The organism is Pseudomonas sp. Pseusp10, from assembly GCF_059492225.1.
The window spans coordinates 5,406,114-5,421,412 of the sequence record NZ_CP168528.1; the positions used below are offsets into that span (position 1 = coordinate 5,406,114).

Genomic DNA, 15,299 nt, shown 5'->3' on the forward strand with positions numbered 1-15,299 from the left:
TATCCAGTTCATACGCGTTATCGTTAACGACCATCGCCAGCAGGCTGGCTCCTGCAAGGGGTCGTGCCCACGCTCAAACCAGTGGAAGCCCCAAAAAAAAGGTGTGTGGCAACCGCCACACACCTCATATTGCTTTGAGCTCAACGTTGTCGAGAAGGCCTCCTTATCCCGCCAGAATGAAGTCCGTCTGATCAACGGTCGCACTGCTGACACCGACAAGGTGAATCGTGTCCGCCCCGATCCCTACCACCGTGTCCGCCCCGTTAGCCGCTATGGTCACGTTGGCAGCGAACGTCGCGCTGGTGATCCCCAGTGCCGCGATATTGAGCAAGTCCTGCCCGGCCGGATTGGCTCCGAAGTTCAGGATCGTATCGTTGCCGAAACCCGCGGCAGCAAACACGAACGTATCGTTGCCAACGACACCACTCATCACGTCGTTACCGCCACCGCCGGTGAGGACGTCGTTACCCGCACCACCCACGATTATGTTGGCGAGCTCGTTGCCGCTGCCCACGAAGTTACCGCTGCCGCCGAAATACAGATTCTCGACGTTGGCATCCAGGGTGTAGCCCGCGAGCGAAGTCCAGACCGTGTCGCTGCCGGCACCGGCGAGCTCGGTCACCACGTCCCCAAGGTCGGTGACTTCGTAGACATCGTCGCCAACACCGCCGAACATCGTGTCGGCACCGCCACCGCCGAGCATCGTGTCGGCACCGCCGTTGCCGTTGAGGAAGTCGTTACCCGCGCCCCCCCCAATCGTGTTGGCGAGCTCGTTGCCGATGCCCGCAAAGTTGCCGCTGCCGCCGAAAAACAGATTTTCGACGTTGGCACCCAGCGTGTAGCTCGCAAGCGAGGTCCAGACCGTGTCACTGCCGGAACCGGCGAGCTCGGTCAGCACATCCCCAAGGTTGTCGACTTCATAGGTATCGTTGTCGACGCCACCGACCATCGTGTCGGCACCTGCGCCACCGATGAGGACGTCGTTACCTGCGCCACCGACGAGGACGTCATTACCCGCACCGCCCACGATCGTGTTGTTGAGCACGTTGCCGGTGCCCGCAAAGTTGCCGCTGCCGCCGAAATACAGATTCTCGACGTTGGCGCCCAGGGTGTAGCTCGCAAGCGAGGTCCAGACCGTGTCGCTGCTGCCGGCACCGGCGAGCTCGCTCACCACATCCCCAAGCTCGGTGACTTCGTAGACATCGCTGCCGCCACCGCCGGCCATCGTGTCGGCACCTGCGCCGCCGATGAGGACGTCGTTACCCGCACCACCCACGAGTGTGTTGTCGAGCGCGTTGCCGCTGCCCACAAAGTTGCCGCTGCCGCCGAAAAACAGATTCTCGACGTTGGCACCCAGGGTGTAGCTCGCGAGCGAGGTCCAGACCGTGTCAATACCCTCACCGCCAAGCTCGGTCACCACGTCCCCAAGGTCGGTGACTTCGTAGACATCGTCGCCAACACCGCCAGCCATGGTGTCGGCACCCGTACCGCCGATGAGAACGTCATTGCCCGCATCACCATTGAGGATGTCGTTGCCGCCCAAGGCGTTCAGGATGTCGTTGCCATCACCTCCGCTGGCCACGTCGTCGCCTGCCGTGCCGGTCCAAATGTCGACACCGGCGGTACCGACAAACACATCACCGACCACTGTCGTTGCGGCAGAGGTGACTCGCTCAAGCGTGCCGAGGTCATCGACGTAACTCGCGACGACACGCAGTTGCTGAGCGGTCTGCGTCGAGTCGGGCGTGAAGGTCGTGCCCGTCGCGCCGGCAATGTCGGCAAAGGTCGCACCGCTCCCCACCTGCCACTGATGGGTAATCACCGAGGTCGTGGTCCCGTTGGCGTCGGTGAACGCATCCGTGGCGGTCAAGGCCGAGCCTGGCGTCGGGGTCGTATCGCTGATCAGCACAGTGCCAACCGGCAGGACATTGACGGTGCCGGTACCGGCCGGCGAGATCGGTGCGGTCGGCGCCGAGAACACCTCCTCCAGCACGCCATTGGCGTCCTTGTAGACCGCCCTGACGCGCAGCGCCAGTCCGGTTGCCACGACGAGTTGCGGAATAGCCGGCACGGCGCCAATAAGGGTCGCCGGTGGTGGGACCCTGAGTTCCGTGCCCACCGTGACGGTCGTACCCTCTGCGCGCGCGACCTCTCCGGCGGCAAAGAAGGTGATGTCTTCGAAGACGCCCGAGCCCGCACGCGGTTCGAACTGCCAGAAGAAACTGATGGGGCTGGTGATCGCGCCGCCGGTCGCGGTATTGTCGGCATCCGTGATGTCTGCCGCCGATACCGTCAACACCTGGCCGACGGCGGGCGTGGGATCGTCGATCCTCAGCGAGCCGACTGGCGCCGAGTTCACACCGCCGAGAACAACCGCCTGATCGGCGAACTGCAACCGCTCGATATTGCTGAGAGTGTCGACCCCGTCCCTGGCAGCGACATTGTCGGTGACCGTAACGGTGCCGTTGACGTTTTCGACCACGGTGTAATCCGCAAAATTGCCGGAGAACAGCGCCGTGTCGAAGTCGGGGCCGGGCGCCGTCAGGATCTCGCGGACGATCTGGAGCTGGCCGGGGTTATAGGTACCGTTCAACATCAGCGGGACCAGCGGTGTCATGCTGTCGAAGCTGGCGATTTCCGGCCCGGTGCCATCGATGTTCTGCCGCACGCTAATGCGCACGTTGAGCCACTTGTCGCCGTCGATGAGGTCATCGCCGCCACGGCCTTCGAGGACGTCGCTGCCAGCACCGCCCAGGACGATGTTGCCCCCGTCGAACTTATCGTCAGCTGTGCCGGCGATGCCATCCGCCCCGTTGCCGGCAGCGCCAACGAACGCCCGCAGACCGCTGATGAGGTCGAAGTTGGTGAGCACGCTGCCCTTGGCGCCAGCGACCGCGAGCAATGCCGCAGTGGAATCGTCGCCGCTGAGGAAGTCGGCGTGGGACGATCCCGACAGCCCTTCCACCAGGTCCAGTCGGGCAAGGATCGACGCGTTGGAGCCAGGCACCGCCGGTTGATCGAAGAAGCGCAGCCTGGAGTTGAGGCCGATGGTCACGCCGGCCGGATCGTCCTTGAAGGTCGCCCAGTCGTAACCGGAGAACCCGATGAAACGGTCCGCCTCGCTGGGGCTGCCGATCATGATGTCATCACCGCCCTCCCCGTCGAAGTTGTCCGGGCCGCCATCGCCCATGAAGACGTCGTTGCCATTGATCGGATCGTTGCCGAATGGGTCGAAGTTGTCGCCGGCAACACCATCGGCGGATCCGCCCTGGATCCAGTCGTCACCTTCGCCGCCGCGCGCGAATTCGTTCGCCTTGCTGCCGAGGATGAAGTCGTTGCCCAGCCCACCGCTGGTGTCGGCCGCGTCCTCGCCGGTGATGATGAAGTCCTGGCCGGCCTGGCCGAGGATCAGATTGAGGCCGTTGCCGCCCTGGATGACGTCGTTGCCGTCCTCGCCGTGGATGACGTCGTCGCCGCCGATGTCCGTGATGATGTCGTCACCGGCACCGCCAAAGAGCTGGTCGTTGCCGTAGCCGCCATCGATCCGATCGTTACCGGCATCGCCATAGACCGTGTCGTCGTCCGAGTCACCGGCAATGAGGATGTCGTTGCCGGGCGTGCCGCCCAGCACGACGGTATCGGCGCCGGTGTAGTGCAGGTAGTTGGTATCCAAGCCAGGTGTGGCAGGATTGTCGCGGATCACCAGTGGCGTGAGGAAGTCACTGCGTGGTGAGCCAATCGGATGGTTCGACGGGCCAAAGGGGTCGGCGTTGGCTGGCAGATCGTCGATCGTGCCGACAATGCCGTCGGGACCGGCAATCACACTCGGGTTGTACTGGTTCGCTTGGTTGACCTCCAGAGTGTAGGCCGGCGTCAGGAAAACCCTGCCCGGGAGGTGTGTTGCGTCGGTGTTGGCCATGACCAGCGCGGAGAACGTGTTGTTCTCAAGCTCTGCGCCAAAGTCCATCGAGGCGGTGCGCTCCAGATAGTAGAAGCGGTCACCGTCCTGGAGTTTCTCCATCTGGTTCTCGAAGACGAAGTTGAAGGTCGAGCCGAGCATGCCGCCAAAGGGCATCTTCTCCTCGGCCAGCCCGCCAACCCAGAAGTCGACGTTATCCAGGCCGGTGATGGTCACGTCGTCCGCCGTGTGCAAAACGCCGTCCGCACCAGCGGTGCTGGTCCAGGCACCGGTGCTGTTGAGGAAGTCGACACGGTCGGCCGGTGCGGTCGCGCCGCCGAGCACCAGGTCCGCAGCCGCGGCGCGCTTGTCCGCCAGCGTGGTGGCGGCGGTGATGGTCGGGTGCGTGCCGTAGGCGGCGATGAAGTTGATCAGCGATTCCGGATGCTTCATGTGCTGCACGAAATCGGCCCAGCTCGTGTAAGGCTTGAGCTCTGCGTCACCGGTGGGCAAATAGAACTCCCGCCGCGCCGCGTTCAGGGACGGAATGCCGGTATCGCGGCCACGCGCCAGGTTGATGGAGGGCAGGTCGAGCGGCAGCCCCAGCAGGTTGTTGCGCAAGGCTTCGGTGACGAACTCATCGATCTCGTTGCCCACCTGACGGGTCACGCCGCGCACGATGGCACCGGCCGCCTGTTCCGGAGTGGGACCGCTGCCTGCGAACTCCAGTGGGTTGAGGAAGGCCTGAATCAGCCCGATATCGCTCGAAGCGAAGTTCGGATCAAGCCGGTCGACCTGCTCCAGCAGCATCGAGTGCCCGAAGCGATAGACGGTGTGCGCGAACTCGGCAACGATGCTCGGATCGATCGCGGTGTCGTACACCTGGCCCGGGGCGAAGAAGGGATCGACCATCGGCTGGATCGTACGCGCGAACTCTTCGAATACCAGGTGCTGGTACTGCATCTCGGTGCCGAACTTGGCGGTCTGGAACAGGCGCTCGCCGTTCCAGTCGAGGGTCGAGGTATCGACGGGAACGGCAGTGACTGGCGTCAGCAGCCACTCGTTCAGGAACGATACATCGCCGCTTGCCGCTGTCGCCAGGACCACCGCCTTGGTGTGATCGACCAAGCGGTTGTGCTCATGGTGGAAGATGGAGTGGACGGTGGTCAGGCCGATGTTCTCGTTGACCCGACCGTCGCCGGCAATGTAGTGCGCGTCCAGCAGTTCGTTGTCGTAGAAGCCCGGCGCAGGCGTACCGCCAACAACAGTGTCCACATCGGGCAGAAGTGCTGCGCCGGTCACGTCGTCAATCGGAACGGCGGTGTGCGCGATGTCGTTGAGGAAGGCATGACCGGTACGTACGGCATCGACCAGGCTGATGGGCGCCGCCGGATTGCCTTCAACGAGCACATCGTCGGCCGTGCCGGCAATGCCGTCCGGGCCCACCATCACCACCTGAGGGAAACCGTTCGGACCCTTGATGAAATTGCCGTAGGCGTCGGTCGCCAGCAATGGCACGTTGTTGAAATCGGCATCGGTGAGGTTGATGCCGAGCAGATCATGGGCTTGCGCCTTGACCACCTTCCAGGTGGCCATGCCGCCGATCCCGACGTCATCGGCCGTACCGAACACGCCATCGGCGCCCAGATCACGATTTTCGATCAACTTGCCGGTAGCCACCGGATCGCCCGCTGCGTTGAGCTCATAGGCACGCAGGAACACCTGGTGCGAAGGATGCGAGCTGTAGGTCTGGTTCTGGTCGACAAACGGCGAGGTAGTGTTGGTGTTCTCGTGGATGTCGTCGGCCGTGCCCAGAATGCCATCGGGACCGGGCTGGTTGGTGGCGCGCGTCAGCACCATGAAGTTGGTCGGGCTACCGGGCACGAACAGCGGGTCATCCGGCTGCAGCGGAATGAACACGGTGCCCGAGCCACCTTTGGTGACGAGGTCCAGGCCATGGTCGAAGAACTGGCCGAAGAAGGTCATCCATTGGTTGAAGGGCGCGGTCAGGCCCGCGTCGGGGCTCACGTTCGGGTCGAAGAAGGTCTGGAACGTCGTGCCGTCGGTACGGGTTCCGGTCACCACCTGCGCACCGGCCTTGAGGACATCGTCAGCCGTGCCCAGGATGCCATCCAGACCCGGATCGAAGGTAGCCGCGACCGCCGCCGGGTTGTTGGCGGTCTGGTCGACGATCAGGTTGCTGATGGTGCGCGGCTGCGAATCGATCACCAGGCCGCTGGTCTGGGTGTAACTCGTGCCGGCATCGGCCGGGCGGAAGTCCGGCGTGGTCAGGCGTGGGAATACATTATCGGCGGCACCGAACTCAGGATGGAGCAGGTTGTTTTCCGTCCCTTCGACCGTGCGCAAACCGAATGGCATCCGTATATTGTCGAGCAGCGTGTTGAGGTTCTCACCGGCCGCGTTGTGTTCCGCGATCTTGATCTGGTCAAGGATGAACGCCAGGTCCGATTGCGTGTAACGCACACCGTTGCTTGGGGCAGTGGTCTGCGGATCGATCAGCGAAGGAGCCACTACCGGGGCCGGCGGCGCGGCCACTACTGCGGTAGTGGGTGCCGAGAATACCTGCTCGGTCACACCATGATCGTCCGCATAGAAGGCTTTGACGCGAATTGCCAGACCGGCAAGATCCGACGTCACCGTGAAAGTGGGCTTGTCCGCTCTGGTAAATCCGATCCCGATGCGGCCTGGGCCGAGGATGATGTCCTCGAAGACGCCCGAGCCCGGTGCCGCTTCAAACTGCCATATGTAACTGATGGAATTGTGGATCGCCCCGCCCGCGTTGTCGCCATCGGTGATGCCTGCCGCTGACACAGTCAGCGTCTGGCCAACGGTCGGTGCGGTGTTATCGACCGTCAGTGCACCCACAGGCTCGGCGTTGACCCCCTGCACGAGGACCACTGCCTGATCGGAGAACTGCAGCCGCTCGATATGGGTGAGACGGTCGGTTTCTTCCTTGCCGACATTGTCGGTCACGGTGACGATGTCGGTGCCGACGATATTGAGGGGAACGGCGGGATCGACGACGGTGCCGTTGACGGCGATCGTGTAGTTCGCCAGAGGACCCGTGAAGTTGACGGTGTCGAACGCAGCCCCGCCTGCGGATGTACCGGGCAGGATCTCACGCACGGCGACGAGCTGGCCGGGATTGTAGGTGCCGTTCAGCATGAGCGGGATCATCGGCGTCATGCTGTCGAAGCTGGCGATCTCCGGCCCGGTGCCATCGATGTTCTGCCGCACGCTGATGCGTACGTTGAGCCAACTGTCGCCGTCGATGAGGTCGCTGCCGCCACGGCCTTCGATGATGTCGCTGCCATCGCCGCCGAGGATGATGTTGCCCGCGCCGAACTGATCGTCGGCCGTCCCGCCGATACCGTCGGCACCGAAACCGGCGCTGCCGACAAAGGCCCGCAGGCCGCTGACGAGATCGAAGTTGGTGAGAATGCTGCCCCTGGCCGTGATGTTGGCGATAATGGCCGCGTTTTGTTCATCGCCGCGCAGGAAGTCGGCGAAGGCCGACCCCGACAGGCCCTCCACTTCCGCGAACCGGTCGTAGACCGCATCGGCCGATTGCGCGAATGCACCCACGATATTACCCGCTGCATCGGGCACCGGGTGATAGGGGCTGAAGAAAGGAACGACCATGTCGACGGTCACGCCGTACTTGTCATTCTTGTAGGTGGTCCAGTCGAACCCGGACATGCCGTCCATCTTGTCCTGAGCATCGCTGGCGACGAAGATGTCGTCGCCGCCTTCACCGATCATTTCATCGAATCCGCCGGTGCCGATGAAGATGTCGTTACCGGGCACATCGTCGGTCAAGGTCGGGCTCATGTTATCGCCAGGCGCACCGTCCTGGGTGCCGCCCTCGATCCAGTCGTCGCCTTCGTTGCCGGTCGGCGCGAGGTTGACCTTGGCGCCGAGGATGAAATCGTCGCCCGCGCCGCCGAAGGTCATCGTGATGTCTTCGGTGGTGATGATGAAGTCTTTACCCGCACCGCCGAGGACCAGGTTGTTGCCGGCGAGGATTGAGTTACCGGCCTGGATGACGTCGTTGCCGTCATCGCCGTGGATGACATCGGCACCGCCGATGTCAGTGATGATGTCGTCACCGGCGCCGCCAAAGAGGTTGTCGTTACCGTAGCCACCGTCGAGCCGGTCATTGCCGGCGTCGCCATAGACGGTGTCGTCGTCCGAGTCGCCGGCAATGAGGATATCGTTGCCAGCTGTGCCACCCAGCACGACCGTATCGCCGCCGGTGTAGTGCAGGTAGTTGGTATCCGGGCCCACTGTGTCCGGGTTGTCGCGGATCACCAGCGGCGTGAAATGGTCAATCCGTGGTGAGCCAATCGGGTGGTCCGACGGGCCAAAGGGGTCGGCGTTGGCTGGCAGATCGTCAACCGTGCCGAGGATGCCGTCCGGGCCGGCCACCACACTCTGGTTGAACTGGTGCGTCGGGTCGACCTCCAGGATGAAGGCCGGCGTCTGGAAGATGTTAGCCGGCAGGTGCGTTGCGTCGCTGTTGAGCATCACCAGATTGGCGAACGAATTGTTCTCAAGCTCAGTGCCGAAGTTGAGTCCCGCGGTGCGTGCCAGGTAGTAGAAGCGGTCACCATTCTGCAGATTTTCCAACTGGGTTTCAAAGACGAAGTTGAAGGTCGAACCCAGCAGGCCGCCAAAGGGCATCTTCTCTTCGGCCAGGCCGCCGATCCAGAAATCGACGGAGTCCAGACCGGTGGTGGTCACATCGTCTGCGGTGTGCAGAATACCGTCCGCACCGGCGGTGCTGGCCCAGGCACCGGTACTGTTGAGGAAGTCCAGGCGATCAGCCGGCGCCGTGGCGCTGCCGAGCACGAGATCCACAGCAGCAGCGCGCTTGGCCGCCAGCGTCGTAGCGCCAGTGATGGTTGAATGCGTACCGTAAGCGGCGATGAAGTTGATCAGCGATTCCGGGTGTTTCATGTGCTGCACGAAATCGGCCCAGCTCGTGTAGGGGGTCAACTGGCTGTCGCCGGTCATGTGGTAGAACTCGCGCCGCGCCGCGTTCAGCGACGGAATGCCGGCATCGCGGCCGCGCGCCAGGTTGAGCGCGGGAAGGTCGAGCGGCAGGCCAACCAGATTGTTGCGCAGAGCATCAGTGACAAACTCGTCGATCTCGTTGCCGACCTGCCGCGTGATGCCGCGCACGATGGCGCCAGCCGCCTGGTCAGGAGTTGGGCCGCTCGCAGCAAACGCGAGAGGGTTGAGGAAGGCCGCGATCAGGCCGGTCTGCTGATTGCCCGGGTCAACCGGATTGCCGTCGCCGACGACGTTGAAGTTGGGGTCGAAGCGATCGACCGTCTCCAGCAGCATCGAGTGACCGAAGCGAAAGACCGTGTGCGCGAACTCGGCGACGATCGATGGGTCGATCGTGGTGTCGTTACCCATGGGTGCCAGGAAGACGTCCACTTGCGGCTGGATGGTGCGCGCGAACTCCTCGAACACCAGGTGCTGGTACTGCATCTCGGTGCCGAACTTGGCGGCCTGGAACAACCGCTCGCCGTTCCAGTGCAGGGCCGCGATATCGGCCGGCGTCACTGGCAGCGCTGTCAGTTGGGCGTCGGGCATCAGCCACTTGTTCAGGAAATCAAGGTCGGCGGAGGCCAGCACTGTCTCCTTGGTCTGGTCAATCAGCCGGTTGTGCTCGCTGTGGAAGATCTCATGCACCGTGGTCAGGCCGATGTTCTCGTTGACCCGGCCATCGCCGGCAATGTAGTGCTTGTCGAGCAGCTCGTTGTCGTAGGTACCGGGGGCTTGCGGGCCGCCAATGACGGTGTCCGCGTCAGGCGTCAGGCCGCCGGTCGGATCGGCACTGTGGGCGATGTCGATAAGGAACTGGTGACCGGTGCGCACGGCGTTCGCCAGGCTGATTGGCGCGGCCCGATTACCCTCCACGAGTACGTCATCGGCCGTGCCGGGAAGGCCATCCGCGCCCATCATCACGACTTGTGGGAGGCCGTTAGGCCCCTTGATGAAGTTGCCGTAAGCATCGGTCGCCAGCAGCGGTACGTTGAACACGTCCGCATCGGTCAAGTTGATGCCAAGCAGATCACGGGCCTGGGCCTTGACGACTGCCCAGGTGGCCATGCCACCGATCTCGACGTCGTCGGCGGTGCCGAACACGCCATCGGCGCCCAGGTCACGATTGGTAATCAACTTGCCGGTGGCCACCGGATCGCCGGCGGCGTTGAGCTCATACGCGCGCAGGAACACCTGGTGCGAGGGATGCGAGCTGTAGGTCTGGTTCTGGTCGACAAACGGCGAGGTGGTGTTGCTCTGCTCGTGGATGTCATCGGCGGTGCCCAGAATGCCGTCGGGGCCGGGCAGATTGGTGGCGCGCGTCAGCACCATGAAGTTGGTCGGGCTGCCCGGTACGAATAGCGGGTCATCCGGCTGCAGCGGAATAAAGACTGTGCCGCTGCCGCCCTTGGTGACGAGGTCCAGGCCATGGTCGAAGAACTGGCCGAAGAAAGTCATCCATTGGTTGAACGGCGCGGTCAGGCCCGCGTCGGGCGTGATATTAGGGATCTGGAACACGGAAACGTCGTCGGCGGTGCCGAACAGGCCATCCAGACCGGGGCTGGTGACCGTCTGTGAATCCGGATTGGCCGCTGCGGCCGCGACCGCCGCCGGGTTGTTGGCGGTCTGGTCGACGATCAGGTTACTGATGGTGCGCGGCTGCGAGTCAAAGACGAAACCGCTGGTCTGCAGGTAGGAAGTCGGCGTGGTTCCGCCAGGATCGGCGGGACCGAAGAAACCGACCGGCTGGACCTGCGCGGTATTGAACACCGGCGTCGTCATACGCGGGAAGATGTTGTCGGCGGCGCCAAACTGGATCTGGGGATCGGCCAGGTTGTTGTAGATGCCGGAAACGGTGCGCAGGCCGAAGGGTACTTCTACGTTCGGCAGCATGTCAGCCAGACTCGCGCCTGCCGCATGCCGTTCGGCGATGAAAATTTGTTCGAGAATGAATTCGAGATCGGACTTGATGAAGCTGGCCATGGCTGTTTCCTCGATGCATAACTAGTCAGGAAACCACATGCGTAATGCTCGGCTGCAACTACGTGGTTTAGTGTTGAACCCCATAAACAAAAAACAGAAATTGAACGACGGGACCTGATTTCACGGCGACACCGAGCCCTTACCGAATCGCGTGCGATCAGCAGTGCTCAGCTGAGGGTCAATGCCTCATGGCAACCGTATTTACAGGCCGGTGTTGCGCCTCAAGGAGGGGACGGCCCATGAGTGCAGGACGAAAAGAAGGGGTAACTTGCAAAAGGCCCCGTCACGTATCGGGGCTCTATCCTTCTGTCCATAATGCTCTCTCAGGAATAGGGGGCTGGTCACAGATGCCACACATCCAGCGATCAGAGTCATTGTCCGGAATATGCTCGCGAAGATCGCCATAGTCCGAGACTTCCTGAGGGGTGATGGCACGGTTCTGCGTCCATGCGGCTTCGTCAATAAGCCTTTTATCCATGAGAAAGCTGGCATCGACTACGATTTGACTAGTATGTTGAATGCCAAACGTGCAGACGTTTCCATCCTGGCCTGTATGGCCGTAAAGTGACAGTACAGGGCGCGAATGGCCGACCACACTATTGGTTTGCCGGGAATAGCGATTATCCAGATTGATCAAGAATCTTTTTAAACTATTCATCGCGCCTCCCGCCTTCAACCTCAAACGCTAGCTCTACACTCCATTGAAAATGAGTATTGAGGGGCTACCCAGATGTGTACAGAGACAAAAGCCCAATCAAATTCTGAGACCTTGGTCGATGAATCGGATCAGACCTTGGTCGGATCAGAGGCTGGCCAAACGTCCAGTGGCGGAGTGCCAGGGAGACAGGGCTCCCGTGCGAAATTGCGCCATTTGAGCCGCTCAACCCAGTTCGTAATCTCCGCCACAATAATTCTGGGTTTGACCATGACGTTCGTTGGAAACCTCGTAAGCCAGAGTATCGAAGATGCAACGGTTCAAACTGCGGCAGAGGCAGGGGCGCGTTACATGGCGAACTTTCTCGAACCTTTCGTCCAGGGATTAACCACTGCCAAAGAACTTCCCGATGGAACTATTCAGACCATTGATCAGCTGTTGTCCAGCACCTCGTTCAGCACACATGTTGTCTCGGTGAAGATCTGGCTTCCAGACGGCACGATTGTCTACAGCACCGACAAATCCGCGGTCCAGAAAGTTTTTCCGACAGAGGAGATCTCACAGGCGCTGACAGGCAAGATCTATACAGAACTGGACAATGATCTTGAAGACTTTACTGCGAATGATATTGAGGATGCTTTTGAGCGAAGCCTGAATATTCCGCTCTATGAAATTTTTGCTCCACTGCGCGAAGCGGGTACTGGAAAGATTATTGCGATTGGTGAGTTTTACGAAACCGCGGAAGCGTTACAGCGCGAAATCAATAACGTTCGCAAGAAAGTATGGGCGATTGTTGGTACAGCAACGATGGCCATGCTTTTGCTGTTATTTTTTATCGTTCGGCGTGGCGACAAGATAATAAAGCAGCAAATGGATGAGCAAGCCAGGTTGCACTCGAATAATGCCGCCCTTCAGCACAAAGTCACTACAGCCAATCGCGAATTCTCCAGAATCAATGAACTCACTCTTCGCCGGATCGGGGCAGATCTTCATGATGGTCCTGCTCAGCTGTTGTCACTTATTCTCCTTCGCCTTGAAGAGCTCGAAGATTCGCAAGGCGCTTCAGATGGGGAAGTCCTCGAAATGATCAGACGTGCCGGCGAGGATGCTTTAAACGAAGTGCGGGGAATATCACTCGGCCTGGCACTTCCGGAAGTCAATGATCTGACCCTGCACGATGCGCTGGTATTACTTGCTCAGCGGCACGAAGAGCGAACCGAGACGCGAGTCGAACTGGAGCTTGATACTCTTCCAAGCGATGTACCGATAGCGCATAAAATTTGTATTTACCGCTTCGCTCAGGAAGCATTGAACAATGCCTATATTCACGCCGGAGGAAAAGGCCAAAAACTCAGCGCCTCTCACTCCGAAGGGCTACTGGAAGTGCAAGTCGAGGATGCGGGAGTGGGTATTTCAACCGAGAAACCGAGTGTGCCAGGTCGAGGTAGAACTCATCTGGGCCTTGTCGGCATGCGCTATCGCGTCGAATCCCTCGGCGGAATATTCAGCATTGAATCGGCGCCCCATGCCGGAACCAAAGCCAGGGCGCAGTTCAAAATATGATCACCCGTGCCAACATTCAGCCGCGACACCCTTTGTAGCAGCTGCCGAGCCCGCGAGGCTGCGTTCGGCTGCGAAGCAGTCGTAAAATCAGTCATTGAGGTACGTCAGGCAGGCCGCGTCAGCTGGACTCACGACTGCTATGCAGCCGAACGCAGCCTCGCGGGCTCGGCAGCTGCTACAGATCGCATTACCGCTTAACTGACTGGCATTAGCGCTTATGGCCCGTTGTTTGTCCTACCGTTGCCATTGAAGTCGCGGCGTTGAAGAGCACCGCATAAGCCAGGTATATGGTCACTCTCCCAATGCCGTCTCACTGCTGCGACTGCCTGCGTCCGGTTACGAACGCGTAGCTTGTACATGACATTCGTCATGTAGTGCTTGATTGTCTTCTCGCAGAGCTCAAGCTTGATAGCAACCTCGCGGTTAGTCAGGCCCTTCGATACCTCCCGGATAACTTGTTCTTCGCGATGGGTCAGCTCGACCTTTTGCTTATCACCCGCGTACGTTCTGAAATTGCTTAACAGCTTGCTGGCAAGCTTGGGTGTAATGAAGGTTTCACCAGCGGCAACATTTCTGATGGCTTGTACAAGCTCACGACCGCTTATGCCTTTCAACGCATACCCCTGCGCGCCCGCTTCGAGGGCGGAATAGGCGTCCTCGATGGACTCGGATACCGTCAGCATCAAAATTTTAACTGCCGGCGAAGAAGCTGAGATCGCTCGCACGGCAGCAAAGCTATCGCCCGGCATATTTACATCCATGAGCAAAACATTCGGAGCAAAACGAGCGGCAATCTCCAGGGCATCATCGGCAGACTCGCCCTGCCCGACCACCTGAAAGTCAGCTATTTTCTTCAGCGCCATTGTGACCCCATCCCTCAACAGCGGGTGATCATCAACGATGCCAATCTTGATCATGGAACTCATAAAAAACTCCCCATAAGAGGCGATGGATCTGCATGGTGATGTCGCGCGTTGCATTTTTCACCCATCACGTCATGCCGAATCTGGCAAGCCCCGTCGTCTCCATGATGTCCGGGACGACAGCTGTTGTGGGTACCGGAGGGGGGTGCAACTAATGAGCCATTTCAATAGGGCGAAGAAAAAGTCCAAACCAATTAACAAGCTGTTTCTGAGTGCTTCAAGCGAGAGAAAGGGTGAGGGTGGGGAATATTCCTCAAATCAGGTGATAACCGCCCGGTTGGGTGGGTGAAATACCCCATTTATGGAGATAGTAGCGGCCCTGTTTCACCGACCGCTTCTGGTCGGGTCTGCGTACCCCAAGGCGATGTGGATTCAACGGGTCGAGAAGGGCCGCTTCTGGCAAACAGCCACTCGGACCAGTCGCGCAAAGACAGCGCTAGACTAGACGTGGATCCCCCTGGGGGCGTAGACACTGGCTGGAGGTGGTTTCCAGTGGAGCTCACTGGATGAAAAAATGGGTTAAACGTCCATTTCTTCAATTTGGTTTTATACGCGCAAACAAAAACGCCGCTCAATGAGCGGCGTTTTTGTTAAATATGGAGCGGGAAACGAGACTCGAACTCGCGACCCCGACCTTGGCAAGGTCGTGCTCTACCAACTGAGCTATTCCCGCAAATGGCGTCCCCTAGGGGACTCGAACCCCTGTTACCGCCGTGAAAGGGCGGTGTCCTAGGCCACTAGACGAAGGGGACACGCTACCCGGAACACATGGTGTGTGTTTCGGTGCCCAGATCCGCATCCGAAGACTTGGTTCTGGTTTCACTCAGCCCTGCCCGAAAGCAAAGCTGTTTAAAATTGGAGCGGGAAACGAGACTCGAACTCGCGACCCCGACCTTGGCAAGGTCGTGCTCTACCAACTGAGCTATTCCCGCATTGGCGTCCCCTAGGGGACTCGAACCCCTGTTACCGCCGTGAAAGGGCGGTGTCCTAGGCCACTAGACGAAGGGGACACACCTACTGCATTCACTCCCTGCTTCGTTTCGCTGTGTGCTTTACGCTGCAAGTGGCGCGCATTCTATGGATGGATTGAGAGGTCGTCAACCCCCTGATATAAATTTATTTAAATCAATGACTTCGCCCTGCTTTTGGGCGCCGTTGCGGTTTTTCCGCTGCCCGGCGTTTGACGCCTATATTCTGGCAC

4 protein-coding genes and 4 tRNA genes are annotated in these 15,299 nt (G+C 60.3%); 1 reads left to right on the top strand and 7 read right to left on the bottom strand.

Annotation, left to right across the window (positions count from 1 at the left end):
* Nucleotides 1-163: 163 nt before the first annotated feature.
* Nucleotides 164-10,957, bottom strand: a complete 10,794-nt coding sequence (locus tag ACEN8Z_RS24650; protein ID WP_495595971.1) for a peroxidase family protein — start codon at nt 10,955-10,957, stop codon at nt 164-166.
* A gap of 298 nt (nt 10,958-11,255) precedes the next feature.
* The gene (locus ACEN8Z_RS24655; RefSeq protein WP_495595972.1) at nt 11,256-11,615 is read right to left on the bottom strand and encodes a hypothetical protein; all 360 of its coding nucleotides are present in this window, start codon (nt 11,613-11,615) and stop codon (nt 11,256-11,258) included.
* Between the two features lie 72 nt (nt 11,616-11,687).
* Here ACEN8Z_RS24655 and ACEN8Z_RS24660 point away from each other — a divergent pair, with 72 nt between their 5' ends.
* Nucleotides 11,688-13,175: a sensor histidine kinase gene (locus tag ACEN8Z_RS24660; protein ID WP_495595973.1), complete on the top strand. Its 1,488-nt coding sequence runs from the start codon at nt 11,688-11,690 to the stop codon at nt 13,173-13,175.
* A 215-nt stretch (nt 13,176-13,390) separates the two neighbouring features.
* On the opposite strand, the gene ACEN8Z_RS24665 is transcribed toward ACEN8Z_RS24660, so the two are convergent.
* The 5 genes from ACEN8Z_RS24665 to ACEN8Z_RS24685 form a co-directional block, all read right to left on the bottom strand.
* Nucleotides 13,391-14,101 carry a response regulator gene (locus ACEN8Z_RS24665; protein WP_495595974.1) on the bottom strand — a complete coding sequence of 237 codons (711 nt, stop codon included), beginning with the start codon at nt 14,099-14,101 and terminating at the stop codon, nt 13,391-13,393.
* A gap of 594 nt (nt 14,102-14,695) precedes the next feature.
* Nucleotides 14,696-14,771 (bottom strand) — tRNA-Gly (locus ACEN8Z_RS24670).
* 3 nt (nt 14,772-14,774) lie between these two features.
* A tRNA-Glu gene (locus ACEN8Z_RS24675) sits at nt 14,775-14,850 on the bottom strand.
* Nucleotides 14,851-14,954: 104 nt separating this feature from the next.
* Nucleotides 14,955-15,030, bottom strand: a tRNA-Gly gene (locus ACEN8Z_RS24680).
* A 2-nt stretch (nt 15,031-15,032) separates the two neighbouring features.
* Nucleotides 15,033-15,108, bottom strand: a tRNA-Glu gene (locus tag ACEN8Z_RS24685).
* Nucleotides 15,109-15,299 lie beyond the last annotated feature (191 nt).

What these genes read in the sequence shown, in the direction of transcription:
- ACEN8Z_RS24650 (WP_495595971.1), bottom strand. Translation starts at nt 10,957, where the DNA reads ATGGCCAGCTTCATCAAGTCCGATCTCGAATTCATTCTCGAACAAATT.
- ACEN8Z_RS24655 (WP_495595972.1), bottom strand. Translation starts at nt 11,615, where the DNA reads ATGAATAGTTTAAAAAGATTCTTGATCAATCTGGATAATCGCTATTCC.
- ACEN8Z_RS24665 (WP_495595974.1), bottom strand. Translation starts at nt 14,101, where the DNA reads ATGAGTTCCATGATCAAGATTGGCATCGTTGATGATCACCCGCTGTTG.
- ACEN8Z_RS24660 (WP_495595973.1), top strand. Translation starts at nt 11,688, where the DNA reads ATGTGTACAGAGACAAAAGCCCAATCAAATTCTGAGACCTTGGTCGAT.